Annotated in this window: 22 protein-coding genes; 14 read left to right on the forward strand and 8 right to left on the reverse strand. The window is 64.4% G+C overall.

Annotated features, from left to right (window positions below; genetic code table 11):
• The first annotated feature begins 15 nt into the window (after positions 1-15).
• Positions 16-1455: an FAD-binding oxidoreductase gene (locus CG716_RS03670; protein ID WP_094476510.1), complete on the forward strand. Its 1440-nt coding sequence runs from the start codon at positions 16-18 to the stop codon at positions 1453-1455.
• Positions 1456-1485: 30 nt separating this feature from the next.
• Positions 1486-1842: a hypothetical protein gene (locus tag CG716_RS03675; protein WP_133066860.1), complete on the forward strand. Its 357-nt coding sequence runs from the start codon at positions 1486-1488 to the stop codon at positions 1840-1842.
• A gap of 12 nt (positions 1843-1854) precedes the next feature.
• On the opposite strand, the gene CG716_RS03680 is transcribed toward CG716_RS03675, so the two are convergent.
• Positions 1855-2472, reverse strand: coding sequence for an Rv1733c family protein (locus tag CG716_RS03680; protein WP_094476514.1), 618 nt, complete (start codon positions 2470-2472; stop codon positions 1855-1857).
• A 402-nt stretch (positions 2473-2874) separates the two neighbouring features.
• Between CG716_RS03680 and CG716_RS03685 the strand changes: the two genes are divergently transcribed.
• The gene (locus CG716_RS03685; protein ID WP_094476516.1) at positions 2875-4260 is read left to right on the forward strand and encodes an ammonium transporter; all 1386 of its coding nucleotides are present in this window, start codon (positions 2875-2877) and stop codon (positions 4258-4260) included.
• Between the two features lie 12 nt (positions 4261-4272).
• Positions 4273-4611, forward strand: a complete 339-nt coding sequence (locus tag CG716_RS03690) for a P-II family nitrogen regulator (RefSeq protein WP_094476518.1) — start codon at positions 4273-4275, stop codon at positions 4609-4611.
• Between the two features lie 3 nt (positions 4612-4614).
• Here CG716_RS03690 and CG716_RS30640 read toward each other — a convergent pair whose 3' ends face one another.
• Positions 4615-6648: a cellulase family glycosylhydrolase gene (locus CG716_RS30640; RefSeq protein ID WP_272938263.1), complete on the reverse strand. Its 2034-nt coding sequence runs from the start codon at positions 6646-6648 to the stop codon at positions 4615-4617.
• A 10-nt stretch (positions 6649-6658) separates the two neighbouring features.
• Here CG716_RS30640 and CG716_RS30650 point away from each other — a divergent pair, with 10 nt between their 5' ends.
• The 4 genes from CG716_RS30650 to CG716_RS31040 all read left to right on the forward strand — a co-directional run bounded on the left by CG716_RS30650 (position 6659) and on the right by CG716_RS31040 (position 13810).
• A complete protein-coding gene (locus tag CG716_RS30650) occupies positions 6659-6931 on the forward strand; it encodes a hypothetical protein (RefSeq protein WP_234817691.1) in 273 nt (90 codons plus the stop codon).
• A gap of 504 nt (positions 6932-7435) precedes the next feature.
• Positions 7436-8209, forward strand: coding sequence for a DUF5666 domain-containing protein (locus CG716_RS03700; protein ID WP_133066862.1), 774 nt, complete (start codon positions 7436-7438; stop codon positions 8207-8209).
• A gap of 155 nt (positions 8210-8364) precedes the next feature.
• Positions 8365-11196 carry a helix-turn-helix transcriptional regulator gene (locus CG716_RS03705; RefSeq protein ID WP_094476524.1) on the forward strand — a complete coding sequence of 944 codons (2832 nt, stop codon included), beginning with the start codon at positions 8365-8367 and terminating at the stop codon, positions 11194-11196.
• 142 nt (positions 11197-11338) lie between these two features.
• A complete protein-coding gene (locus CG716_RS31040) occupies positions 11339-13810 on the forward strand; it encodes a cadherin-like domain-containing protein (RefSeq protein WP_094476526.1) in 2472 nt (823 codons plus the stop codon).
• A 25-nt stretch (positions 13811-13835) separates the two neighbouring features.
• Here CG716_RS31040 and CG716_RS03715 read toward each other — a convergent pair whose 3' ends face one another.
• Positions 13836-15185, reverse strand: a complete 1350-nt coding sequence (locus tag CG716_RS03715) for an alpha/beta hydrolase (RefSeq protein ID WP_234817692.1) — start codon at positions 15183-15185, stop codon at positions 13836-13838.
• Positions 15186-15678: 493 nt separating this feature from the next.
• Between CG716_RS03715 and CG716_RS03720 the strand changes: the two genes are divergently transcribed.
• Complete coding sequence (locus CG716_RS03720) at positions 15679-16098, forward strand: hypothetical protein (RefSeq protein ID WP_094476528.1); 420 nt, start codon at positions 15679-15681, stop codon at positions 16096-16098.
• 16 nt (positions 16099-16114) lie between these two features.
• On the opposite strand, the gene CG716_RS30060 is transcribed toward CG716_RS03720, so the two are convergent.
• Positions 16115-16273: a hypothetical protein gene (locus CG716_RS30060; protein WP_165774010.1), complete on the reverse strand. Its 159-nt coding sequence runs from the start codon at positions 16271-16273 to the stop codon at positions 16115-16117.
• A 764-nt stretch (positions 16274-17037) separates the two neighbouring features.
• Between CG716_RS30060 and CG716_RS31045 the strand changes: the two genes are divergently transcribed.
• The 3 genes from CG716_RS31045 to CG716_RS03730 all read left to right on the forward strand — a co-directional run bounded on the left by CG716_RS31045 (position 17038) and on the right by CG716_RS03730 (position 18678).
• Positions 17038-17364, forward strand: coding sequence for a nuclear transport factor 2 family protein (locus CG716_RS31045; protein ID WP_272938265.1), 327 nt, complete (start codon positions 17038-17040; stop codon positions 17362-17364).
• Between the two features lie 393 nt (positions 17365-17757).
• Positions 17758-18456, forward strand: coding sequence for a hypothetical protein (locus CG716_RS03725; RefSeq protein WP_094476530.1), 699 nt, complete (start codon positions 17758-17760; stop codon positions 18454-18456).
• A gap of 33 nt (positions 18457-18489) precedes the next feature.
• Complete coding sequence (locus tag CG716_RS03730; RefSeq protein WP_094476532.1) at positions 18490-18678, forward strand: hypothetical protein; 189 nt, start codon at positions 18490-18492, stop codon at positions 18676-18678.
• A 15-nt stretch (positions 18679-18693) separates the two neighbouring features.
• Here CG716_RS03730 and CG716_RS03735 read toward each other — a convergent pair whose 3' ends face one another.
• Positions 18694-19221 carry a hypothetical protein gene (locus CG716_RS03735; protein ID WP_094476534.1) on the reverse strand — a complete coding sequence of 176 codons (528 nt, stop codon included), beginning with the start codon at positions 19219-19221 and terminating at the stop codon, positions 18694-18696.
• Positions 19222-19606: 385 nt separating this feature from the next.
• Between CG716_RS03735 and CG716_RS03740 the strand changes: the two genes are divergently transcribed.
• Entirely contained in the window at positions 19607-20983 is a 1377-nt protein-coding gene (locus CG716_RS03740) for an ABC1 kinase family protein (protein WP_094476536.1), read from the forward strand.
• On the opposite strand, the gene CG716_RS03745 is transcribed toward CG716_RS03740, so the two are convergent.
• The gene (locus CG716_RS03745; protein WP_094476538.1) at positions 20980-21600 is read right to left on the reverse strand and encodes a TetR/AcrR family transcriptional regulator; all 621 of its coding nucleotides are present in this window, start codon (positions 21598-21600) and stop codon (positions 20980-20982) included. The two genes, CG716_RS03740 and CG716_RS03745, sit on opposite strands and share 4 nt — an antisense overlap.
• Entirely contained in the window at positions 21597-22277 is a 681-nt protein-coding gene (locus tag CG716_RS03750; protein WP_234817693.1) for a TetR/AcrR family transcriptional regulator, read from the reverse strand. Before CG716_RS03750 ends, CG716_RS03745 begins: the two co-directional genes overlap by 4 nt.
• Positions 22278-23221: 944 nt before the next feature.
• Between CG716_RS03750 and tnpA the strand changes: the two genes are divergently transcribed.
• A complete protein-coding gene (gene tnpA, locus CG716_RS03755) occupies positions 23222-23626 on the forward strand; it encodes an IS200/IS605 family transposase (RefSeq protein WP_094476651.1) in 405 nt (134 codons plus the stop codon).
• 110 nt (positions 23627-23736) lie between these two features.
• On the opposite strand, the gene CG716_RS31050 is transcribed toward tnpA, so the two are convergent.
• Positions 23737-25203: a hypothetical protein gene (locus CG716_RS31050; protein WP_165774011.1), complete on the reverse strand. Its 1467-nt coding sequence runs from the start codon at positions 25201-25203 to the stop codon at positions 23737-23739.
• Between the last annotated feature and the right edge of the window lie 375 nt (positions 25204-25578).

A 25578-nucleotide genomic window follows, 5' to 3' on the forward strand; every position in this document is an offset into this window, starting at 1 on the left:
ACTAGCATTCCGCCCATGTCGGGGGAAATTTCCCGCCAGGCGTTCGTGCGGCGGGCACTCGGTGGGCTGGCGGGCACAGCCCTGTTGGGCTCGTGTCGATCGGTGACTCCTACGGCGGTGTCGGGCCCGGCCCTGCCGGACTGGACCGCACTGGGTGGCCAACTGGACGGCGGCCTGATGCTGCCGTCCAGCTCCGACTACGCGGCAGCCAAAGGCGTCTTCAACACCCGGTTCAGCGGTTCCACGCCGGTGGCGGTCGTCACCGTGGCTTCCCTATCCGATGTGCAGAAGGCAGTGGCGTTCGCCGCGACGAACAACATCGGGATCAGCGTGCGCAGCGGCGGCCACTCCTATCTCGGCGCCTCAGCGCTCGACGGAACGCTGGTGCTCGATCTCCGTCGGCTGCCCAAGCCGGTCGACACCGGCGGTGACGTGGTGACGCTGGCGCCCGCGGCGGATCTGGATTCGGTGCAGACCCAGCTCGCGGCTCGGGGCCGGTCGATTCCGTCCGGCAGCTGCCCGACCGTCGGCGTCGCGGGGTTGACGCTGGGCGGCGGGCTGGGTTCGGACGCGCGGCTGCGCGGTCTCACCTGTGACACGTTGCAGTCGGCGTCGCTGGTGTTGCCCAGCGGCGACGTGGTGACCGCGTCCGCCCAGGATCACGATGACCTGTTCTGGGCGCTGCGCGGCGGTGGTGGCGGCAATATCGGGGTGGTGACGTCATTGACGTTCCGCACCTGTCCCACCACCGACCGCGACGTGGCCACACTGACCTTCCCGATGGAGTCCGCGTCGGCGGTGATCACCGGCTGGCACGGCTGGCTCAGTGCCGCCCCGCGGGATATCTGGGGCATGGTCAACATCACAGCGGGCGACGGACCCGGACGGTGCACGGTCATCTTGGCGACACCCCCGGGCACCGGGGCTTCGGTCGCCGGCCAGATGCTCACCACCACCGGACTTTCGGCATCGTCAACCCGTACCCAGACACTCAGCCGCCTCGAGTTCGTGCACTACTTCGAGGGCGGCGATGCCGCAAAGGTGCCGCGAGCGTTCGTGGCCGGCTCGGACATCATCGGCGAGATGAGCTCGGCGGCAGCCGATTCCATCGTCGCTGCGATGTCGGCGTGGCCCGATTCCGCGGGTTCGGCGACGGCGGTGGTCGAATCACTCTCGGGCGCGGTCAGCGACGTCGAGCCGGCGGGCAGCGCCTTCCCGTGGCGGCGGCAGGCGGCGTCGGTTCAGTGGTACACCGAGGCCGCTCCCGACACGGCCAACATGTGGCTGGCCGCCGCCCATCAGACGTTGGGGTCGACGTCGGCGGGCGGATACATCAACTATCCAGAAGCCGGCGACCCGCTGTCCCGGTACCTAGGACCGAATCTGCAGCGTTTCAACGCCATTCGCCAGAAGTACGACCCGAATGGGTTGATACGTTCGGGTATCGGCGGATAACAGGCGCCCATTCAGCGGCCAATGTCTATGGTGGACGAACTGACCAACCTCGAGAAGGAACCGCCCACGCCCAACGCAGGAAAGACGCCCCCCACGAATCCACTCACCCGCCGGGAGCGACGAACGGCGGCAATTGTGGCCGGATGCGTCCTTGCCACCATCATCGTGGCGACGTTGGTGTGCGTGCTGGTAAGCCGTGCCGCCGATCCGCAAGGCACCAGACAGACCTGTGTCACGGTCGCCCTGGCGAGTTCCATGGGCGGTGGTGTTGAGCACCAGTGCGGCGATGCCGCCCGCGAGTGGTGCCGACAGGCATACGCGCAACACGACGCGCACGCCCAAGCCGTTCAGACGCAATGTCGCGCCGCCGGCATTCGAGCAGCCTGACAAACGAGGCTGTTAGGACTGAGGGCGGTTGCGCCGTCCTTTTCCTGCAAGCGTGGCGATCTCGGCTTCCCACTGCGCGAGCCGGATGCGGTCGAGCGGCATCGCGATCAACCGCACCAGTGCGACCAGCCCCATCGCGCCGACGAGGCCAAGACCAATGCCAAACGCGGCTGCATCGACGCCGGCTTGCCAGGAGGGCGTCGGCGCGGTGGTCGGTAACCCCTCGTCGTCGATCCAGATGCGCACATGATCGCCCCCGCTGACCTGTCGCCCCGACCGAACCCACCCGCTGTACGACAGGAGGTTTTCTCCACCTCGTGCACCGCCGGCGCCGACCAGCCACATCGCCATCACCGGAGTGCTGTTCTGATGCGGCTGAGGGTGCCCCGGAGCGGTCTCTACAACGGTCGCTGCGACAGCGCGGTGTGTCTGTGAGTCCTGATACTGCTCGAGATGGGAACGGAAGACGTGGATGCTGCCGGCCGTGCACAGCGCGCCGATGGCCAGTCCGAGCATGATCGCCACCAGCAGAACCCAGGCCTGGACCCGATCGGTCCAACGCAACATCGGATTGTGGCTCGGTGCGACGGCAGCGGCCCAGGCTCGACCAAGACGCCGACGCATCTGCATACAACTCCTGCGACCATGCCACTTCCCTATTTGCCGATTGTGGTCCTGGAGAGGCCACTTACTCAATAGCCCAATTGCGCTGATCAATTAATTAAGCGTGCTAGGCATACCGCACTCCCCTGTGTCGAATAAACGGAGAGCCGCGTCCGGTTATGCCATGCAATTGCAGTCCGCCCCATGGCAATGAGCGGCATAAATACCGTGAGATCGCTGCGCAATCTCTGCACGCGAGCTGTCTACTTGCTTGTCGAACTACGTGTAATTGCAGTGAGTAAATTGTGAATGTTATTGCTGATTCAACGCGACATCGAAAGTTAACACGAGATCACGCAGGGGAAACGCATCCGGGTCAAGATTTTGCCATTTGCATTAAGCCGTACCCATCGACCGGAGGCGCTTGCAGTGAACCCTTATCCTGACTGGCTCAACCCTGGAGACAACGCCTGGCAGCTGGTAGCCGCGACCCTGGTCGGGCTGATGAGCATCCCCGGCATAGCAGTCCTGTATGCCGGCATCGTCCAGAAGAAGTGGGCTGTCAATACGATGTTGATGGCCTTCACCGGCTTCTCGCTGGTTTTGGTCGTCTGGGTGCTGTGGGGCTTCAAGATGGGCTTCGGCGAACCGATGAAGCTCGGCCCGGGCATCCTCGAATCAGTCATAGGAAAGCCCCGTTCCATCCTGGGCACGGCGAACCAAGAGCAAGCACTGATCCCGTTGCTCGACGGTTCCATGCCCAAGTTCCGATTCTCCGAGAGCACCCTGGCGTACTTTCAGTTCGTCTTCGCCGCCATCACCCCGCTGTTGTTCTTGGGTAGCGTGATCGGCCGAATCAGCTTCAAAGTGTGGTTGATCTTCGTTCCGCTGTGGTCCACCCTCGCCTACTCGGTCAACGCATTTATGGTCTGGGGCGGCGGCTTCTGGGGACAAGCTCACGCCGGAGCCAGCAGTCTGTTCAGCACCGGCGCGCTGGACTACTCCGGTGGTTACGTCATCCACTTGGCGGCCGGCACAACCGGATTCGTCGCCGCGGCAGTGATCGGTCCGCGTCTGGCCCGCGACCGTGAACGGGCCGTACCCAATAACCTGCCGATGGCTGCGGTTGGCGCCGGGATCCTTTGGTTGGGATGGAATGGATTCAATGGCGGGGACCCGTACTTCGCCGGCGCGAATGCCTCGCTGGCAGTGCTCAATACGAACCTCGCCACCGCCTGTGCCCTGCTGACATGGGTCATCTGGGATATCTTTGTGAGCCGCGAACGCAAGCCTACTTTCCTCGGCGCGGTCAACGGAATGATCGTCGGACTGGTCGGCATCACTCCGGCCGCCGGGTACGTCAACAGCTTCGGCGCGATGATCATCGGCGTCGTGACCTCGTCGCTGGTGTGGATGTCGTGGAATTGGTTGGGCCGCACCAAGTTGTTCACCAAGGTCGACGACACCCTCGGCGTCGTCCACACTCACGGCGTGGCTGGACTGATCGGCGGCCTACTTGTCGGCGTCCTCGCCGACCCGAATGTCATCATCTACCTCGGCAACGGCAAGGATGTCAGTGACGTCACCGCCGCGGGCTGGTTGTGGGGCCACCATCCGGCGCAGATCCTGGTTCAGCTCTGCGCCGCGCTGACCATCATTGTCTGGGACGCGTTTATCACCTTCGCCATTCTGAAAGTGTTGAGCCTGTTCATGAAACTGCGCGCACCCGACGAGGTGCTGGAGCAGGGCGATATCGGGGTCCACCAAGAAGAGGCCTATCCCGACGAGGCTCTCGTCGGCGGCCGGGTCGACTAGAGGCGAGTTCCCATGAAGCTGATAACTGCTGTGGTGCAGCCATTCACGATCGACGATATCCGTACCGCCGTTGACGAAGCCGGAGTACACGGACTGACCGTGTCCGAGGTTCGCGGCTACGGTCGCCAGAAGGGACACACCGAGGTATACCGCGGCGCGGAATACCGGGTGGATTTCATCCCCAAGGCTCGCGTGGACATCGTCGTGGACGACGACCATGTCGACGTTGTGGTGACCGCCCTCATTGCCGCAGCTCGTACCGGCAGGATCGGTGACGGCAAGGTCTGGGTGACACCCGTCGAATCATTGACGCGGGTGCGTACCGGCGAGCAGGGCCACGAAGCCCTGTGAGCATCAGGCCGGGCTGACAACGACGCTGACGGTGGCAGCGCCGGAGTCTGACGCGATGACCAACTGGGCGGCGTTCGCGGTAGAGACCACGTGCCCACCCGTAACCGTTACCGTGTAGCCATTCGGATACTCCACAGCGGGAACTGAAATCGTCGTCAACGCTCCGTCGGCGAAAGCACCGGAGCCGTCGACTTTCGCTGTGGAATAGCTGAAGTCGAACGTGCCGTTGTTGAACGACCACGAGTTCGGGGTACCGGAGACCAGTTGGGGGTACGGCGATGCCAGTATCGCCAAGTTGCCGGTGTTCACGTTGTCGCCGACCGGTGGCAGCGTCGGGTCGTACACCAGCGCCTCCACGTCGGGCGACCCAGTGACGTCCCCTACGCCGGTGTAGGCCCACTCCGACCAGCTCATCAAGTATCGGTCGCCCGCCGCCATCTCCTTGGTCAGGATCGACGCGTCGCTGGTGGCGCCGAACTCGTCCATCACCGCTGGGACGTTGTGACTCTTCGAGTAGTTCTGCGCTTGTACGGCAAGCGTATTGGCGATCTTGGTGCATAACGCACCACCAATGGGGCCGCAGTAATCGTGGAACGCCAGAACGACATTCGGGTCATTGACGTGCCCCAGCAGCGCCACCGGGATACCCAGGAGAGTGGGAATTTCGGTCACCGCGGGGTTCGGCGGTTCCAGGTAAAGCGGGGTGTTCGGGTCGACGGCGCGAATCGCGGCGGCCGCCTGGTTGTACATCGGGGTCAGTTGTTGAGTCGCGAAGAACGAGCCGCCCAATATGGCGACTGGATAGTTGGCCCCCGGGAACGGCTCATTCATGACGTCGTAGCCGATGACCGCCGAGTTGCCGCTGAAGTAGCTCGCGACGTTCTCCCATGCCAACGCGTAATTATCCTCCAGCCCGATACCATTCGGCGCATCGGCGTTACCCCAGAACGCATCCCATGCGTGGTTCAGCGCGGGGTTGACGTAGTAGTTCCCCGGGAATCCGGCATTCTTGTTGGGCAGACCGCCGCCGTCCGACGCCCAGGCGGGGGCGCCTTCACCGTAGAACGTGCCGCTGTAGAGATCTTGGTGCATATCGATGATGGTGTAGATCCCATTATCGGCCAGCATATTCACGGTCTGCTGGATCGAGTCGAGATATGCGGTGTCGAAAACGCCGGGCTCGGGTTCGACGGCGGCCCAGATCACGCCCAGCCGCACAGCGTTGAATCCGTTGTCCGCCAAGAACTGTGCGTCCGCTTCGTTGAAACCGCTGGCGGAAGGTTCATAGGGCGCCAGCTTGTACACCTCGTTGACCCCGTGCAGGATGACGACCTGCCCGTCGCTGGTGGTCAGCCAGGTGCCGGCGCTCGACAGCACCGGCAGTGATCCGCTGGCGGTTTGGGCCGCAGCCGTAACGCCGGATTTGCCGACGGCGCCGTGACTGCCCAGCCAGCCCGCAGTGCCGCCGGCACCGCCGAGCGCCGGCAATCCCGTCGCGTCGCCACCCACGTTGCTCTTCCCCGCGTTACCGCCATCGCCCCCGCTGCCCAAGAACGCCGCGCCGTTACCGCCGTTGCCACCGCGGCCGCCGTCGGGACCGTCACCGCCCACGCCGCCGTGACCACCGATGCCGAACACCAGGCCTGTTGCGTCACCCCCGGCTCCGCCCGCGGCACCCGCGCCGCCGTCGCCGCCGGTACCGCCGATGCCCATCAGCGATCCACCTGCTCCCCCGGCACCGCCTGCCGCACCGGCTCCACCCGATCCGCCCTTGCCGCCGTTGCCCAACGCTCCGCCCGCGCCGCCGGCACCGCCGACGGCGCCATCCTCGGTGCTGTCCCAGCCGGCCCCGCCGTCGCCGAGAAGCCAGCCGCCGGCACCGCCGTCTGGGTGGCTGTCCGTGCCGTCCGCGCCGTTGCCGATCACAAACGACCCGGTCGCTGTGTTGATGAAGTCGTCGACCTGCCTGCCGATCTGACTGAGGATCCACGCTTGCACGACGGCGTGAAGTGGCGTGTAGATCACCTGCTGAAACACCGCTGTCAGATTGGGCGGTACCACGATATGTGCAGCGCTCGCCGAGGGCGAGGTCGTCGCTGCGCTGGTTACCGCCGCCGCGGCGGCCGCCCGCGGCGTCGTGGCCCCGCCGCCACCGGATCGGTTCGCGGCATATGCGCCTTCCAACGCCGTTTCGAAGCTCGCTATCGCGGACTCGGCGGATCTGAGCGGGTTGCGGGGAGCCGGGGATGCCGACGCGGTCGGCGTCACGGCGGTTGCGGCGACCGTCGCCTGCGCCGCAGGTGAAGTCACCGACGTCTGAGTCGAGGCCCGGGGCTTCGCGCTCGCCGTTGCCTTAGCGGTTTGCGGGCCTGCATGCCCGCCGGCGGATGCGGTCGCGTGAGTGCCGCCTGAATCACCGGTGTCCGCCCATGCGATGGCGTTTGCCGAGGCCAGGGCCGCGCCGATCCCCAGCGAAACCGCCAAACCGCCTACCCGACCGACATACGCAGAGGCCTTCATAGGTCTGGTATACGGGACCGCCCCTGCGCCGGAGTCAATTTCCGGCACATCGCCCGAGCGCGTTGGCCGCAGTGCGTTGCGCCGTGCACCGAGACTCCGGCCTCGGCTCGCTGTTGTTGATCCCGGTTGCGACAAGATGGATGGCTCGTGCCGATGCGCAGGAAAGTCAACATATACAGCGCCGCCGCAAAGAATGGATCGGCCGGTAAACCGTCTGTCACCACGACCGCGATTGGCCTGCGCGCACAGCTACCTCATCAGTGCCATAAAGCGCAGTCTCAGTCCACCGGCCGACTGTGAAGCCATGACTGATACAGCTCCGGCGTCCCTGACGCGACGCGGATACGCGCTACCGATCCTGATTGGCATCACCGCATTGTCGGTGGCGGCCTGCGGAGGATCGCAGACCTCATCGAATTCCTCGCAGCAGCCACAAGCATCAGGGACCAGCAGCGCGACGGCGCCGACGACGTCGGGCACATCGCCTGCGCCCAAAGGCGGCGGCAAAGACCACGTGGCAGGCCTGATCACCTCGGTCACCGGCAACACGCTGGTGGTGACCCAAAACAACGCCTCAGCCACGGTCGGGTTCTCGTCGGCGACAAAGGTTTCCGAGGTGACCCCGGCGGCCCTCACCGACGTCACGGTCGGCAGCTGCGTCTCCGTGCGTCCGGCACGAGGCACCGCTGCTGGGCAAGACTCATCGGTGACGGCGGCATCGGTCCTCATCAGCGCACCACGAGACGGCCAATGCTTCACCGGGGGGCGGCAATCGGCCGGCTCCCCATCTGCCCAAGCGCCCGGCGGACCTTCGGGTCATCAGGGGCTGCGCGGCACAGTGACCTCGGTTGGCGGCAACACCTTGGCGGTGACGACGTCCGGCGGCACATCCCCGACGACCGTCGACCTGTCCGACTCCACGACCTACGCCAAGCGGGCTCCGGCCAGCGCCCAGGAGATCGCCCAGGGCAAGTGCGTGACCGCGCGCGGCAACACCGACGGCGGCGGGACCTTGCAAGCCGACATGATCAGCCTGCGTCCGGCCGACAACGGCAGCTGCCCATCGATGAAGCACTGACCACGCGAAACGGCACTCGACCCACAGCTGGAGCGGAGCCCACACACAGCAAATGTACAGACTGAGGGTGGTAGCTGACAGTACAGTAAGGATGAGCAAAGGCGACAAGCGTTTGCATCTGCCCCGTCGCGTCGAATCAGCAAACGAGCTGCACTATGGCAAACGCATCGGCACGGTGCGAGGTCGTCGCTGTAGATGCGGACGTTGGTACCGATCCGCCATCCAGCCCGCCAGTCGGACGACGCGACGAGATCACCGCCATCAGCAACCTGCTGGCCACCGTAGCCGCGGGCAGCGCGGGGTTCGTCATCGAAGGCGACCCCGGCATCGGTAAGACGACAGTGTGGCTGCACGGCCTGCAACTCGCTCGCACCAATGGTTTCCGCGTTCTTGCCGCGCGGGGCACCGCAGCCGAATCGGTGCTGGCCTACGCGGCACTTGCCGATCTGCTGGCAGACGTCGACCCAGCCCTGTGGACCGATCTGCCCGCACCGCAGCGTCACGGGCTGGCCGCGGCCCTACTGCGCGAACCCGATACTGGCGCGTCGCCGCTAGATCAACGAGCCGTCGGCGCCGCACTGCTGGCGGTGCTCCGTCGGCTGGCAGCTGAATCACCAGTCATACTGGCCATTGACGACCTGCAATGGATCGATGCTTCGAGCGCAGCAGCGATCCGCTTCGCCGTCCGCAGACTCACCGCCGGGATGGCGGTGGCCTGCACCCTGCGCACCGGCTCCGGCCCGGCGAGCAGATGGGTGGAGCTCGCCACTCCCGAAGCGTTAACCCGAATCCAGTTGCAGCCGTTCACGGCCGGTGAACTTCAGGAGGTGCTCGACGCGCGGGCAACGGCTCGTATTGCCCGTTCACGCCTGCAGCGCATCCACCAGGTGTCGGGCGGAAACCCCTTCTACGCATTGGAATTAGCGCGAGCTACCGACGAGCACGGCCATGACAGCGATCTCCTGATGCCCGAGAGTCTGGCTGAGTTAACCCGGGCGCGGATCGCAACGGTCCAGGGCGACGCAGAAGACGCCCTGCTGGCAATCGCGAGCCTGGCGGCACCGACGATCCCGGTGGTCGCCGCAGCCATCGGCGTGACTCCCGTGCGCGCCGTCGACATGCTGGAAACCGCAGAGGCCCACGGCGTCATCGCCATCGACGGGAGCCGTGTGCAGTTCACCCATCCTCTACTCGCCCACGCGGTCGCGAGGGGCGTCTCCCCGGCACGCCGCCGGGCGATGCATCGGAGCATTGCCGGCGCCGTCACGGCACCCGAGGTCCGCGCCCGCCATCTGGCGCTCGCCGACCCGACCGGTGAACCTGCGACGCTGGCCGCGCTCGACGACGCGGCCGACATCGCTCGCGCGCGCGGCGCCCCAGCTGCCGCAGCCGAACTGCTGGAACTAGCGGTCCGTCTTAACGACGAGTCTCCTTGGCGGCGAATTCGATTGGGACAATGCCTGTTTGCCTCTGGCGATCTTCGCCAGGCTCGCCACGTCCTTGACGCAGCGGTTGCTGAACTGGCCCCGGGTTCGACACGCGCTGAAGCATTACAACTGCTGATGTTGGTGCGTCTGCACGACGACAGTTTCCTCGAAGCTGCCGAATTGGGCAGGCGCGCCTTGGCCGACTGCCCCGATCCCTCGACCCTGCGGGTGCACCTTCTCACGGCAGTGGCGTTTGCCCAATTGAATACCGCGCAAGTCGAATCCGCGCTATCGACCGCCGAGGAAGCTGTCGCCACAGCCCGGCTGCTGGGTGAACGTGAGCCGCTGGGCCGGGCGTTGAGCATGCGGGCGATGATGCAGTTCATGAACGGCGACGGCTTCGCTGTCGCCGACCTCAATCAGGCGTTGGACCTTGCCGCACCCGAATCGGCTATGCCCGTGGCTTTTCGGCCCAGTGTGCAGAACGCGCTGCTGATGGGCTGGACCGGGCACCTGCAGAGCGCCCGGGACGCCTTGTATCGGGCGGGCCAGCACTGTGTCGCACGCGGCGAAGAAGGCGAGCTGATGTTCATCGCCTTTCAGCTCGTCGTATTCGATATCTGGAGTGCTGATTTGGGCCGGGCCGCCGAGACCGCTGATGAGGCTAGGCAGCGCGCCCGCCTCATCGGTGGGGACGCGTCGCTGTTCATCGGATCATCGCTGCAGGCCGCGGTCGCTGCGTACCAGGGCCGCGTCGACGATGCCCGCACCTACCTGCAAGAGGCAATGGCTGCCGGCCAGGACAGCGGCTACGTGCTCATGCTGTCGTGGGCAGTAACCATCCACGGATTCCTGGAACTGTCGCTGGGCAACCATGCCCAAGCGCTCGCGGTGCTGGAACCGTTGATGCCGATGGTAGATCTCATGCCCCGCTCCACCGAAGTGCTCACCGTCGGGTTCCTCCCCGATGCGATCGAAGCGATGATCAGTCTCGGCCGGCTCGATGACGCCGAGCCGTTGGTTGCCACCCTCGAGCGCAACGGGGGGCGACTCGATCGGCCGTGGGCGATGGCTGTCGGTTCCCGCTGCCGCGCCATGCTGCTGGCGGCGCGCGGTGAGGTGGGTGCTGCCGCGACTGCGGCGCGTCAGGCTCTAACCCAGCATGACCGAGTGCCCATGCCCATCGAGCGCGCGCGCACACTGCTCCTGCTGGGCAAGCTCGAACGGCGCCTGCGGCATCCGAGCGCGGCGACTGCTGCGTTGGGTGAGGCGCTCAGCATTTTCGAGAATGCCGTGATGCCGCTGTGGGTCTCACAGGTTCGCACCGAACTCGACCGTGTCACGCACCGCGGTAGCCACCCGTTCGGCCTGACAACGACTGAGCAGCGCATCGCCGACCTCGCGGCCGCAGGCATGAACAATCGCGACATCGCCTCGACCCTGTTCATCACGAGGAAAACTGTCGAGGTCAACTTGACCCGTATCTACCGCAAACTCGGGATCCACTCCCGCAGCGAGCTCTATCACGCCCTCGCGGTGGACCCGCTGTCGCCTTCCTGACAGGTGAAGCGGCAGTTGACTTTGTAGTAATTTCCCAGATGTAGCCGACCTCTCCCCGTGCTTATGGTCAACCGGCAGATCCGAACGGGGGCGGACAGCTGTTGATGGCTTCGCCTCGCCACAAGCGCTGAAGGACATCGACATGGCCGCACGACCCCGAGCCGACCGAAGCAAAGCCCGTCATCGCCGGTCCAAAACGACTTCCATCACCACCTGGCTGCGCGCGGGATCGGTGGCGTTAGGGCTCGGAGCCGCCATGGCCGCGGGCCAGGGTATCGCCAGCGCTGACAACCCGTCGAGCAGTACACCTCACCATTCCGAGGGATCATCGGCCAGGTCCAGCGGCACCCGCCAGCCCGCAGCCCAGCCCGCACGGCACCCGGCCACTACCGATACCAGGGGGAGCGACGCCCAACCGGCCGCAGGCGTCGTGATCGCACCTACGACAGCGCATCGTCCATCGACCACTCAGCAGCCGCTCAGCACGGCCACTGTCAGCCCGGCGGCTAACAGCACCACCCGCATCGCTGCCACCGTGCAACCGGCAGCCGCCTACCCCGCGCCAGTGACAGCTCCTGTCACGTTGGCCGGGATCGTCTCCGACGTTCTGAATTGGTCCGGACTCTCGATCCTGGACCACCATCTGCCCATTCCTCCGCTGCCCGTTCCCGACCCGCTGGCCGCCGCGTGGATCGCCGTGCGGGAAACCGAATACCGCATCAACAACCGCTACCCCAGTGCCAAACCCACCATCGACACCGAAGATCCGAACACCGGCGTCATCACCGGGAATCTCAACGCCACCGACCCCGACGGCGATCACCTCACCTATACGGTGGCCACCCAGCCCTCGAAGGGCACCGTCACCATCAATGACGACGGATCGTTCAGCTACACACCCAACGCGACCGAAGCTGCCAGTGGCGGGACAGACAGCTTCCGCGTCACGGTCAGCGACGCCAACTCTGCCAATCCGTCGTCCATCCACGGGTTGCTCGGGCTGCTCGGCGTCACCTCGGAGCCGACGGTCGCGGTGCGCCTGACCGTCACCGCAGTCGGCACACCTGTCGCCACGGTGACTATCAACGCCACCGCGGGAACCCCCGATCCCCATACCGGGGTCACCACTATCACGGTCACCAGTAGCGACTCGGCCAACAACCCCGTGACCTACACGGCCACGAGTTCGCAGGGAACAGTCAGCCCCAGCCCCGCTCAGACCAGCACCCTGACCTTCACTCCCGCTGCCGGATACACCCCAGCCGACGTCGTCACCAACCCCAGCCACGCCACCGACACCATCACGATCACCGCCACCGATACCAGCGGCGCGACCTCGACGAAGGTCGTCACCATCACTCAGACGGCACTGGCCGACACCCCCGTCCCCGGTACGCCCACTGTGGGAGCCCCGGCCACAGACACTGGAACCGTCACCGGCACAGCTAATTTCACTGACCCAGCTGGACGCACACTCACGTACACCGTCACGTCCGACCCCAGTCTGGGAACGGTCAGCCTCACCGGCAACGGGAGCTTCTCCTACACCCCGACCACCACTGCGCGCACCAACGCCGCAACCGGCGGTCCGACCACTGACAGCTTCACTGTGACCGCCACCAACGCGACCGGTGCCTCCGCGAACGAAACCGTCAGCGTACCAATCAGTCCCACCGCCGCCAGTTCTGGGCCAGTCAAGATATCGGTCGGCACGAACCCCGAAGAACTGGCGATCACGCCCGACGGCGGGCATCTCTATGTGACCAACTACGCCAGCAACTCGGTGTCGGTGATCAGTACCGCCACCAACACCGTCACCGCCACCATCACCGTCGGCAACTCCCCCAGCGCGATCATAATGGCTGCCGACGGAAAGCACGTCTACGTCAACAATTTCGCCGACGGCACCGTGTCGGTGATCAGTACCGCCACCAACACCGTCACCGCCACGGTCACCGTCGGTGCCAACCCGGACGCACTCGCGCTCAGCGCCGACGGCAGCACCCTCGACGTCGCCATCGACGGCAACAACATCACCCAGGCGGAGGTGATACAGATCGACACCGCAACAAACACAGTCCGCACCACCACCCTGCTTGGCGATGGGGATACCGTCCGGCCCAGCGGGGTCGCCAGCGTCGGTGGAACTCTCTACGTCACAGATTACGAATCCAACTACATGGATGTCATCCCCAGCCCGGGCACCCTGACCGGAGCGACCCGCATCTACATCGGCGGCCAAAGCGACGACGTGGTCAACCCGTTGGACCCGGTCGTCAGCGCCGACGGCTCAACGCTTTACATCGCAGAGCGGTTCGTCTCGACTGTTGGTCCGGCGGTCGCGGTCGTCGACCTGGGCTCTGCCACGGCCACGCAGTACATCCGCATTCCAGCCGGGGTGCAGCAGATCGTGAAGAGCCCTGACGGCGGCTCGCTGTACATCACCAACGGCGGCAGCAGCGTATCGAAACTGGATCTCGCCACCGGCACAGTCACCACAGTGGCGACCTACGACGACGGCACCGGCACCGGCATCGCCGTGAGCCCCGACGGCACTCATCTGTACGCCACCAACTACATGAGCGGCACCGTCGAGGTCACCACGCTCACATAACCGGCCCATGGGGCACTGTCGACACTCAATGACCACTGTGTGGTCTGGTCGGCCCGGTTGGGGTGGAGGTTGCCGGGAGGGCTATCGGCGCGACGCCGGGAGTGTGAACTCGGCCGGCCACCCAGGGCAGCGTCGTGGCGAATACGCCTCCGGCGAAAGGCCAGTCGTGCTTTCCGGGATGGGCCGTCACCGCACAGGAGATGTCGTTGCGACGGCTGATATCACACAGTGTCGTGGCAATCGCGTGCTCCGATTCGTTGAATCCGACGAGTTGGTTGCGGTCGTCGAATCGTGCGCCTGAGACGATGAACATCCCGGAGACCCCGTTGTAGCGGCCATGTCGGCTCATCACCAGGCTCGGATCGAAGGACTCCCACGCATTCAGACTGCCCCCATAAAGGCGATCGATCGTCTGGCTCTTGTCTCCCGAGTTGGGTCCGAGGTCCCCGGCGATATCGGCGAAGGTGTGAAACAGATCCGGGTGCATCACCGTCAAGTCGAGCGCACAGGTTCCGCCGGCGGAAAATCCAACGACACCCCAGTCGGCCGGGTCCGGACTCACCCCGAAGTGGGACGTCATATACGGGACAACGTCTTTCGTCAGATGGTCCGCGGCGTTGCCGCGCGGCCCGTTGACGCACTCAGTGTCGATGTTGAAGGCACCGCCGGAGTCAACGAACACCAGCACCGGCGCATTGCCCGCGTGGGCCGCAGCGAACCGATCGACGGTGTCGATCGCGTCGCCGGCAAGCAGCCAGTCGGTGGGCGTGTTGAACTCACCGCCAATCATCATCAGCGTCGGTAGATGCGGTGGCGGTGTCGTCGCGAACCAGGCCGGCGGCAGATACACCAACTCGTCACGGTGTTTGAACGTCGGGTTGCTGGTGTTGATGGTGGCCACGACGACAGCGCCTTTCGGCGGCAGCCTGCCCGCCTGCTGCATCGCCCTGACCGCAGCCCCGTCCGCTTGATCCGGCATTGCCTCTGACACGAGGTCGCTCCACGCCGCGCCTACCGTGGGAACATAACCCACCCAGGTATTGACGGTCTCGGCGGCGCACAACGCTGACAGTGGCACAGCCAACAACGCGCAGCCACGCCTCCACCAATCGGTCTGCCAACCGGCAACCAGCCACAACGCCGCTACGCCAGTGAGCCCCAGCCATATCCACAACATCGGCGGCGCGGGTTCGCCGGCCACTCCCTCCGACGTGATGAGCAGGTAGGCCCACAATGCCAGTAAGCCGCCGGAAAGCACAGCTCCAGGTCCCCACACCGACCACCACCGGCGACTGCGCACACCCACCGCCAGCACCAGGACAACGCAGGTGCCTGCCTGCAAGACCAATGGAAGAGGACCGTGCGTCAACGACACCTGGACCAGGCTCCCTTGCCAAGGCCCCAACGCAAGAAGCACCGCTGCTCCCTTTCATGAAGATGCACCCGCGGTCGGTAAACGAGTGAAGGTGTAGCGCCCATGAGTGAACGTTGGATGGAATGAACCAGGGCACTTGGCTTAACGTCACCGAGCGTTGCGATAACGACCGGCACGTGCTCGCCCGGCGGGGTCCAGCGACGCCTATAACAACCCGGCCACCGCGGTCACGTAGCGTGGATCAGCGCCGCCCGTTGCGATGACAGAGCGGCGATTCCGAAACCACGGCAATATCCTTCCGAATGAACCTATGTCGAACGCCGCGTCAGTTTGTCCAAATTCTCCGAGGAGCCCCAGAGATCGGATCACCTTGATTCTGTCCACTGGTCGCGTAACCGTCTTCCGCCAGAGAGACGCCGGCACTGGGCACCTCTCGTAGCCTAAATTGTGGTCCGCAGTCCTAGTCGGGAGCGGCGCTCACCAACAACAACGGATGACGTTCTACGGTGCGATGCCCGGGGCCAAGCCTCCGACCGTGCGCATCGGGGCCAGCTACTCGTCGCTTGCGCGGGTGGTACAACGTCGACATCACGAGCACGGCACCCACCGCTGCGACTTCTGCAGCGACGGAGCGCTTTTCGGCGACGACGTGCTCGCACTGGTCCACATAGTGACTTTCGGCGAAACCCAACCCGCGCGTTTGGTACTGCTCATGATTGATCGCATCCTCGGCTGCGGCACGGGTAACGACCGCGTGCATCGCTGTTCCGCACGTGATTCGTTGGCTCGATCGGTCGAGGACGAAGAGGGCGAGCGGAATGAGAAGCGAGGCCGATGCACCGAGGATCGCGGCGCAACCCAGTATTCGGCAAAAGAGACGAAGACCGACCACGATCACTCCCCGCAGGTATGACTCGGCGTACTAGAACCTAGGGACACTTGAGCGGCGCGCTGGCTTCTTCCAGCACAGCCTCGGCTGCGCCCGCGAGGTGGGCGGCCGCCCGAAGCGAGTTGTGCCCCAACGCTTCCCTGAAATGATCAAGTTCCCTTTGAAGTTCGCCGAGTGTCTCGTCGCTTACAAATGCCATGCCAACTCCTCGATTGCCCGCGGTAACTGCGGAGCATGGCAGGCTTCCCCCGGGTAGCCGGCCAGCAACATCGTGTCTGTTCTCAGATAGATGGCCGAATAGCCATGCTCCCCGTCTAGTGGACAGCCCGCATCGCCGGATCGCAACTCCTCGCTCCTGCCTGCGGATAAGTTGCTGTGACAGAGTTATCCGCAACCCATCCGTACGGTCAGCAACGGGCGGAGCCAGTTCGCTGGACACAATTGAGAGGCTGGCGCGGTCGCTTCGTTCAGCGCACACCGCCGTTGCTCGATCCCGAGCGCAACCGCGCCGACTCCTTCCATCCTCAGTTCTTGCAGCGTAAGCGGCTTCTTCCTCCCCACCGGTGACGAAGTTGATCATCGAATCACTTGAAACATGCACTGCTGCAATAAGTCGGTGCGTACTCAATGGAGTGTCCGGACGGAAGCCGCAAGGCCACGAACCGCCGGCCAGGAGGCGTGTGACGTTGGCCATACGGCTCAGTTCTGCAATTCCCCGCAAGCCGATCCCTGGCTAGGTTTCAGGCTCATGGAAATTGTTTACCAGCGGCCAGTCCATCCGGCGCCCACGAACCCGTGGCACGCACTCGGATCGCCCTTCATGATCGTTGCCAGGGCTAGCCTCACCGCCCTGTCGCTGACGGATACCGCCGGTAAGCCCGCAACCGCCCGCGCTCGACACTCGCGCCATCAGGAGCACGCCACCCTGATGTCCTATCCCCTCGCAGCTACCGACCACACATGATGGAACTTCCCGGCCGACTCTCGACTGCGCTCGCGGCGGCGAATTCAGGCGATGGTCGCGCATTCGCCGCGTGCTTCACACCTCGTACTGGGGTTGTCAACGATTGGGGAGCGACATTCCGCGGGAGCGACGCCATCCACGCATGGTGCGCTGAACGTTTCATTGACCGAGGCGCGCAGATTGAGTTGGTCCACGTGTACCGAACCGAGGAGGGCGATGTCATGGTCATCGCGACCATCACCGACGAGGGCACCGCTGCCGCGTGCAGTTTCCTTGTCTCACTCAAGGATGACGGCGCGATAGCCACCATGCGGGTCATCGGTTGAGACGGCCAATGTACGTACGTGCGCGGGTAACCAGTCCAGAGCGAGTTACCGAAAGTCGGTGCGATTCACAACAATCTGTTGCGGCGCAACATCATCGGACGCTACCGTCATGAACGCCTGGTCCATTCCCCCTAGCGGCCAGGAGCGAAGGGCTCGGACGTTCCCCCCGAAGTGTGTCCGAGCCCTTCCACCTGGGGATCGCCAGTCCCCCGACATTCTCTTGACCGAATCGCGAATATGAAACGAGACGGAGCGACAGTAAGAAGCCCCGCGGAATTGGCTGATGCCGTGTCACCGCAGCCCATCTGGGATCCCCTGAGTGGATCAAGCTCCTCCCCCGGAAAGGCATCCTTTGCAGACCGGCTGGCATTACTCGTTGCAGCCATCCGGCCGGTGGGCGAGCGACGCTACACCGACGCAGAGATCGTTCGCGCGCTGGCTGCGCGCGGCACCGAGGTCTCGGCGGCTTATTTCTGCCAGTTACGCAATGGCTACCGCTTGCGCCCGTCACCACTGATCGTCCAGGCCTTGGCCGACTTCTTCGGGGTATTGCCCGCCTACTTCACCGACGAAAACTCCGACTACACAACGCTCTTACAGCGTGAGCTCGCATGGCTGGTCATCGCCAACGATCCCGGAGTCCGGCGCGTTATCTCAGCTGTTCTCGAGCTGCCGCCGAACGCGCGAGATGCCATCGTTACAGCTATCGAACAGGGTGGCCGAGGCAGCGACTCCATCGGCGCGCCAATTGCCGCACTCTGGAAACAGGGGCGCTACAAACAGCGACGGGCCATTCCGTTGATGCAGCTGGCTGTAGCGACGGGGATAGACCATGACCGTCTGAGAACACTGCTTGCTCATGACGAGGGCGTCGTCGACGGGCATCACAGGACCTCGGTATCGATCACCGACCTTCGGAGGCAACTTCAGCGACTAGACCGCGACGTTCGGCGACTGCGCTGCGCGGTCGAGCGGGTCGGCGAGTTCGGGCCGACGCCGGTACCCTCAGAAGCAGAACCACATTCGGCTACAGATGCGGGGGCCAGCCGAACGTCGCGATTCGATTACGACCACGCCTCGGCGCCGAGTTGACCAGGTCCACTGAGATGATTCGTGAGGGCAGCGATGGACGAGGATGAACTGTTTTCCGGCTTCAGTGACGCTGGCTGGGATCAAGCACCGTGGGATGCTGAGCCGATTTTCAGCGCCGCGGAGATGCAGATCCTGCTGAACCCGGCGTTGTCGCCAGCGGAGGCCGCCGAACAGGTGGGTTGCGTAGTGCACGATGTGGTGCGGTTGCGCCGAACGGCTTAGAAGCCTGCGCGCGCCCTACGGAGTCGGCGCCGTACCGGCAACCTGCACGGGTGGGTCGACATAACGTGGCCCGAGGGAAGCGGGCGTAGGTTCGATGTCCACGGAAACCTGATACAGCCCAGGCCGGATTTGGCAGACCACGGTGCGGGTGTTGTCAGCAATGACGTCGAAGCCGGCGTCGGGATAGACCACCACCCCATCCGGGGTCGATACCGATTCACCCAGCCCGGCGGGCAAGACAAGTGGCACTGGCCCGGCAGCAGTGGCCGTGATCAGGGCGGCCAACGGGGAGGGCGACCCACCGCGGGACTGGGGCGCCGCGCTGGCGGCGGCGACCAGGCGCGCCGCAGAATCCCCCGCACCCGCCGAGCCGGCGAACTCGTAAGCCAGGGCGGCCTGCAACTGCAGAGCCGCCAGCGCGACCACGAGACACGTGAAGACTGCGATGCCGATCCGCAGTGGCCAGAGAATCCAACCCGTTTGCCACAGCCGCCTCCCGATCTTTCCTGGCGCCGGCCGATCGGTGCGACGTCTGGCGTACATTGCGGTGGCTCCTCGGCGATCCGGACCTCATCGGCAACATCGCGCCGACAGCCCAAACGGTACCGCTGGTACCAGAAATTTCCAGGGGCCAAATGTGCAGCTCGGCAGGTCGAATCACGGTATAGACCGCCATGTTTTGCAGCCAATTCTGACCCGCCCCAGGTACAGCTACGTATCTACGGGGCCGTCAGAATAGACCGACGCCTCGCACTGCATGGCAATCGTTGCTATTTAGGTGACACCTAGTTATCTCGGGCTTTCTTTAGCCGTGGGTGCGACGCCACAGCAGACAGCACGGTTCGGCCAGGCTCCTCACGACGCGGCCAGCAGCAGCGGGATCACCATGGCTCGCCCAGCTACTTTTCGCGACGTAGGATCACCCGCGATGTCTGAAGGTGAACCATCGCGCAACCGTGCCACCCGCGGCGCCAGCCTGGGACGTGTCGCGGTCAGCCACGCCTCCCGAACGGTGGTGCGGCGTGTCCGCGAGCCGTTTCTCGGCGAGGAGGACAAGGCACGCATTCGCGACGAACAAGTGCTGAAGATGGCGGACGATCTGGTCGTCACGCTGGGCTCGATGAAGGGCGCGGCGATGAAGCTCGGGCAAGCTCTCGCGCTCCTCAACCTCGGACTGAGCTCGGCCACGGCCCGCGACGAGTTCTCCGCAAAATTGGCACCCCTCTTTCGCAAAGCTCCACCCGTGGACAACACGCAGATGTTCCGGGTACTCGACGCAGACCTGGGTGCGAATCGCGCCAAGATTCACGAGCTGGAGCCGATCCCGATTGCGGCCGCGTCGCTTGGACAGGTCTACCGAGGAACATTGGCCGATGGGCGCGTTGTCGCGGTCAAGATCCAATACCCGTCGGCGAAGCCGGCGGTCCGCGCCGATCTGAAAAATTTGGCACTGCTGGTCCGTCTGCGGGCGCGGTCATTGCCCGACGTCGGGCTGTTAGACCTTGTCGACGAGATCACGGACCAGATCACGCTTGAGCTCGATTACCAGCGCGAGTTGGCCAATCACCGCGCAGTCTACGAGGCGCATCGAGGGCATCCAATTTTCCGGATCCCTGAACCCATCGTCGAATTGTGCGGTCCTCGCGTCCTGGTTACCGAGTACCTCGCCGGCACCGAGCTGGATCGAGCCGACAGTCTCACTCAGCAGCAACGGGATTGGCTGGGGGAAGCGATCTATCGATTCTACTGCGGCAATCTGCACACCACGGGCAAGTTCTGCGCAGATCCACACCCGGGCAATATTCTGCTGCTCGACGACGGCCAGGTAGGCTTTGTGGACTTTGGACTCTATGTCGAAATGCGCTCTGCGGAAATGGATTTAGAGCGGAAAGCCTTTGCCGCAGTCTTAGGCGGTGACGCCGATACCGCCTATCGTCTGGCTGTTCGTGGCGGGTTCATCGTCGATCAGCAAGCGATGCCCGCCGAGCAAGTGTTGACCTATCTTCAGACGGTGGCCAGCTGGCATCTGACCCCCGGCGTCAATCGAATCACCGCCAAGACTGTCCATAAATCGTTGTCACAGGCCATCCTGCCGGGATCTGAATTTCGTCGCGGAATCTACCGCCAGCAGGTACCTCGCGCCCATCTCTTCTCCCGACGTACCGAAATGAGTGTCTGTGGTCTGTTGGGAACCCTTGAGGCACAGGCGCCTTGGCGCGCGATCTCCGAGGAATGGATCCTGGGAGCGGAACCGGCGACAGCAATGGGTCAGGCGAATTCAGCGTGGCGCGCCACGCTGGTCTAATCGCTGTTCTTCGGACGGCGAAGCCCCGACAGTAAGTACGTGGCGCACGCCTTCGCCGCAGCGGCCGCGTCGAAGTCGACGGCTTCCTCGAGCAGGACCGGCTGGAGGGCCGTCACGACGACGGAGATCACTGCTTGCCCGGCCAGGGTCAGGTCGATGTCGGCGTGGACCCATCCGCGTTCGCGCCCAAAAGCGAGAAATTCGGTGATCGTGCCACCCAGTCGCTCATAGCCAACCAACGCCTTGTCCATTGCGTCGGCGTCGACTCCAACGGCCGTCACCGCAACGAATCTCATGAGTTCGGCATGGCGGTTCATGAACGTCATCCCGCTGCCGATCCGGGCGGTGAACTCGTCAATGAACTCGTCGCGGGTGGTCGGCGCGGATGCGGACCGCAGCCCGGAGAAGGCCTTGACCATCGCATCCTCGGTGGTCTGCTGGATGGCGTGTAACACAGCTCGCTTGTTGGAGTAATAGTTGTAGAACGTCCCGTGACTGACCCCGGCGGCAGCAGCAATGTGAGCGACGTCGACGTCGTAGTAACCACGGCTGAGGAACTGTTGGACCGCAGCGTCATACAGCTTCTGGGTTCGTTCGGCCGCAACAGAGTTCGTCATGGGACGGGCTCCTCGGCTGAGGCCAGGAGACCGTGGTCGACGATCGCCGTGGCGGTGGCGAGGAACGCGGATCGTTGGGCCGCATCTCGATTGCCGCGCAGTGACATCACCAATGCTGGCCCTGCCACACCGATGACCAATCTCCCGGCGAGTGGCAAATTGGCGGTCTCGGTGTCTTCCCCCGCGAGGCGCTCAAAGAGCTGTGTGAGCAACACATCCACCGAGGAGGCAAGCCCGGCAACGCGATGGCGCAACTCCTCATCGATCGCGCCGCATTCGACGGTCAAGAATCGCAGTAGTGCCGAATCGTTGTCGGTGAGAGCGAACAGCCTGGTTCCGATGATCTCTATCAGCCCTAGCGCCTCGTCAGGTGAATCGAACGGCCCCGCCTCGTCACTGAGATCCAGTGCCATGGCGATCTGGGACACTGCGTGGTCGAAGACATGGTCCAGAAGATCGCGCTTGTTGGCGAAGTAACGGTAGAGCGTGCCCTGGCCGACGCCGGCCTGTCGCGCGATATCCGACATCGATGTGCGGTGGAAACCGTGGGCACTGAACACCTGCAGTGCCGCGGTCACGATTTCCTCGCGGCGCTTCTCCCCGAGGCCGAGGACTTTCGGTCGGCCCACCGGGCCCTTCGTGCGATCGCGGGCGGGCGCGGAGCTCTGCCGCGTCACGTCCTGCGTCCCCATCCGTGTGAGTACCGACAAACCAGCTCTGCACCACGGGCGCGACCCGGCGTTGAGGTACTCACAAGTAACTTTCTGAATTATCGGACTGTGGTGTCAGTCTAGACGAGATGCCCACCCCTCATTACTCAATCAATTGCACGACAAAACATTCCGGCGCACGGGCCGGCACATCATCGGTGCGGGGATGTCGGGGCGCGTGCACGGATCGGGTCTTCGGCACCGCCTCCGATCCGCTACCGATGTATCTGCCAGGCGCAGTCAAGCCCGACACCACGCGATAGCGAACAACTTCGCAAATCTGTATACCGCCGCGTCTTCCCATCGCTCCGCGGAACAGAACCGGCATTGCCACACAGCGGGCCGGACCTCCCCCGGGGTTGGCGAATCGCCCCAGATCGGCAGAACCTGCATTTCCAGCCCGATCCGACAACTTTTTCGGGCAGCCCACAACGTGTCTGTGTGACCCAGGACCGCCGGTCGCCAACAGCTGGATATACCGGACTGACATGTCAATCCTGATGAGGTACCCTCACTCCAGCAAAGAGGCATCGCAGGCCCGCGCTCGCACTGGGCGCCTGACTCGATGTCGACGGCTGACAATCAGTCGGCACAACAAGAACGCCAGGGAGCAGGTCGTGGGTGGTGGATCCGTTCGACGGGGGGTGGGGGTCTCAACTGGAAGTCTCGCGAGAGCCACGGGGGCAGCGGGTCGTCGCACTGCCTCAATACCATCTAAAAGCACTGCGACACAGGTACTTAACCAAACGTTCGTGACAACCACCGCAAAGGCCGGCGCCCCCGCGACCGCACGAACTCAGGCATGAGTCGTGCACGCCCATCGACCCATGCAATCCCCGTCCAACCCGCGCCCGCTGATCCGGCGCGCTGCAGTCGGTGCAGCGCCATCCGCCGCACCGCAAAGTACGCCGATACGAGTACCCCTTCGGACGTCAGAAAAGGTCACGCATCGGTGCATCTATCAGGTCGTTTGGTGCCCCCAATATCGCGCGCCCGTCATCAGCAAGCAGATCGAAGCACGCTTGCGCACCATCATCGAAGAGGTAGTGGCCGAGAAAAATGGCTGCCTACTAGCGCTGCACACTGCGCCAACCTACGTGCACCTCACCGTCGAGGTGCCCCCACAGCTGGGGATACACCGCCTGATCAAAGCCATGAAGGCGACATCGGCTCAGCAGTTGAGGGCCGAGTTCCCCACGCTGCGTACCCGACTTCCGTCGCTTTGGACGAACTCGTACTTGGTGATGACCGCCGGGGGCACACTGCCACACCCGCTGATCGAACACTATCTGGCCCAACAAAAGACGCGTCGTTGAGCCAACCACCAAATCGAGCAGGCCTCCAATTTGGCCCAGCGCCGCACGTCTACAGCCGAAATCGGTGGCCCCAAGAAGGGTTCGGGGCCACCGATTCCGTCGTCGCGGGTTTACCCGTTCTGCCCGTGTGCGCCGTTAGTGGTGGTACCGGCGCCGCCCTTACCGCCGGGTCCTGGGCGGCTGCCGAACAGACCGCCACCGGTCCCACCGTTGCCGCCCTTACCGCCGGTGCCGACGCCGGTGACGGCAGTTCCCTTACCGCCGTTGCCACCGGCACCGCCGGAGCCGGTATAGGCGCCGCCGCCTCCGCCGTTTCCGCCGGTGCCGCCGGTCCCGTTGCCGGTAGTAAGAGCAATGCCATCACCGGCGGTGCCGCCTTTGCCGCCGTTACCGGCGAATGTGCCACCGCGGCCTGAGTTTCCGCCGTCACCGCCGGTCCCGTTCCCGGTTGCTGATATGCCGGTGCCGCCGTTACCGCCGTTGCCGCCGTTGCCGCCCAATCCGGAAGATGCGCCCCGGCCACCAGTTCCGCCGGTGGCGTTTCCGGTAGCCGACGTCACCGAACCGCCGTTACCGCCGTTACCGCCGTAGCCGAGGGCTCCCGACGCGCCGCCATCGCCGCCGGCGCCTCCGGTGGCATCCCCCACCGCGACCAGGTTCGAGCTTCCGTTACCACCGTTGCCGCCGTTACCGCCGAATTGGCCTCCTGCGCCACCGTTGCCACCGGCATAGGGAGTGCCCAGCACGGGGTCGACGACGGCGTTACCGCCGTTACCGCCGTTACCGACTCCGCCGGAATTGCCGCCGGCACCGCCGGCCCCGCCGAGCACACTGCCGTCGCCGCCGTTACCGCCGTTACCGTAGAAGCCGCCGTTGCCGCCCCGGCCACCGTTGGCGACCGCCAGTGGATTCCCGGCACCACCGTCTCCGCCATTCCCGTAGATCAGCCCACCGTTGCCGCCGTTGCCGCCGGTGATGCTGCTGCCACCGTTGCCGAATAGCCCTGCGTTGCCGCCGTTTCCGGTGCCCGCCGACCCGCCGTTCCCGGCGAACAACCCGCCGTTGCCGCCGTTGCCGCCGGCAACACTGCTGCCGCCGTTGCCGATCAGGCCCGCGTTGCCGCCGTTGCCCAGCGCGCTGTTGCCGCCGGAGCCGTAGAGCAGCCCACCGTTGCCGCCGGCTTGGCCAGGCAGCACGCCGGCCGCACCGTTGCCGATCAGAAAGCCGCCGTTCTGACCCGGCAGGGTGCCGTCGCCGATCATTCCGCCGGTCAGCACGAGCGTCGCCGGATTGGCCAGGATGGGCTCCATGAAGGCGTTGAGGATCGTAATCGGATCAGCGCCGGGGATGCCCGGCGCTGCATTGGCTTTCACGAGTGCCTGGGTGACGCCACCGCCGCCGGCGTTGCCGATGACTGAAGCGGTAGGCAGGCCGGTGCACAGCGGTGCCGTTGCGCACGTCGGTGCAGCCGATGCAGTGGCGGCGCCGAATGCACCCGTGAACCCGGCGGTCAAGGCAGCACCCACCATCGCGCCACCCGCGGCCCGTTTGGCTGCTTTTGCATAGGCGGAATCCACTTTGCGATGTTTTCCAATAGAAGTTAATGCGGACATGGTTGATTCCCTTCGGAGTCCCGGATCCCCCGATCCGGATGATTGATTCACTAATCAATTTGAGATAGCTGGAAGCACAAGGACATCCAGCTAGGCAGATTGGACCCCCGGCCACCGTGGCTGCGCCTCAACCACCGTGATCAGTACAAAGACTCCCTGGTATTCAGGTCCACGCCCGACCCATGTCGCCGCCTAAACTCTTCAGAAGCGGACAGATGCCACGGTAGCAGTTAGCTGTGGTGCGATTTCGCGAATTTCGTCAATAATTTTTTCGATCTTGACTACACCAAGGAGACTTATTTTCGACATGAAGGAATATTGCTTGCACCATTAATTAAA

Origin of the sequence: Mycolicibacterium sphagni, assembly GCF_002250655.1 — a bacterium.
In the GTDB taxonomy this organism is placed as follows: domain Bacteria; phylum Actinomycetota; class Actinomycetes; order Mycobacteriales; family Mycobacteriaceae; genus Mycobacterium; species Mycobacterium sphagni.

Bases quoted from the DNA above. Each gene is read 5' to 3' on its own strand.
- CG716_RS03720 (WP_094476528.1), top strand. From the start codon at position 15,679: ATGACGTTCTACGGTGCGATGCCCGGGGCCAAGCCTCCGACCGTGCGC.
- CG716_RS31045 (WP_272938265.1), top strand. From the start codon at position 17,038: ATGGAACTTCCCGGCCGACTCTCGACTGCGCTCGCGGCGGCGAATTCA.
- CG716_RS03680 (WP_094476514.1), bottom strand. From the start codon at position 2,472: ATGCAGATGCGTCGGCGTCTTGGTCGAGCCTGGGCCGCTGCCGTCGCA.
- CG716_RS03705 (WP_094476524.1), top strand. From the start codon at position 8,365: ATGGCAAACGCATCGGCACGGTGCGAGGTCGTCGCTGTAGATGCGGAC.
- CG716_RS03745 (WP_094476538.1), bottom strand. From the start codon at position 21,600: ATGACGAACTCTGTTGCGGCCGAACGAACCCAGAAGCTGTATGACGCT.
- CG716_RS03730 (WP_094476532.1), top strand. From the start codon at position 18,490: ATGGACGAGGATGAACTGTTTTCCGGCTTCAGTGACGCTGGCTGGGAT.
- CG716_RS03690 (WP_094476518.1), top strand. From the start codon at position 4,273: ATGAAGCTGATAACTGCTGTGGTGCAGCCATTCACGATCGACGATATC.
- CG716_RS03740 (WP_094476536.1), top strand. From the start codon at position 19,607: ATGTCTGAAGGTGAACCATCGCGCAACCGTGCCACCCGCGGCGCCAGC.
- CG716_RS03735 (WP_094476534.1), bottom strand. From the start codon at position 19,221: ATGTACGCCAGACGTCGCACCGATCGGCCGGCGCCAGGAAAGATCGGG.
- CG716_RS03700 (WP_133066862.1), top strand. From the start codon at position 7,436: ATGACTGATACAGCTCCGGCGTCCCTGACGCGACGCGGATACGCGCTA.
- CG716_RS03670 (WP_094476510.1), top strand. From the start codon at position 16: ATGTCGGGGGAAATTTCCCGCCAGGCGTTCGTGCGGCGGGCACTCGGT.
- CG716_RS30060 (WP_165774010.1), bottom strand. From the start codon at position 16,273: ATGGCATTTGTAAGCGACGAGACACTCGGCGAACTTCAAAGGGAACTT.
- CG716_RS31040 (WP_094476526.1), top strand. From the start codon at position 11,339: ATGGCCGCACGACCCCGAGCCGACCGAAGCAAAGCCCGTCATCGCCGG.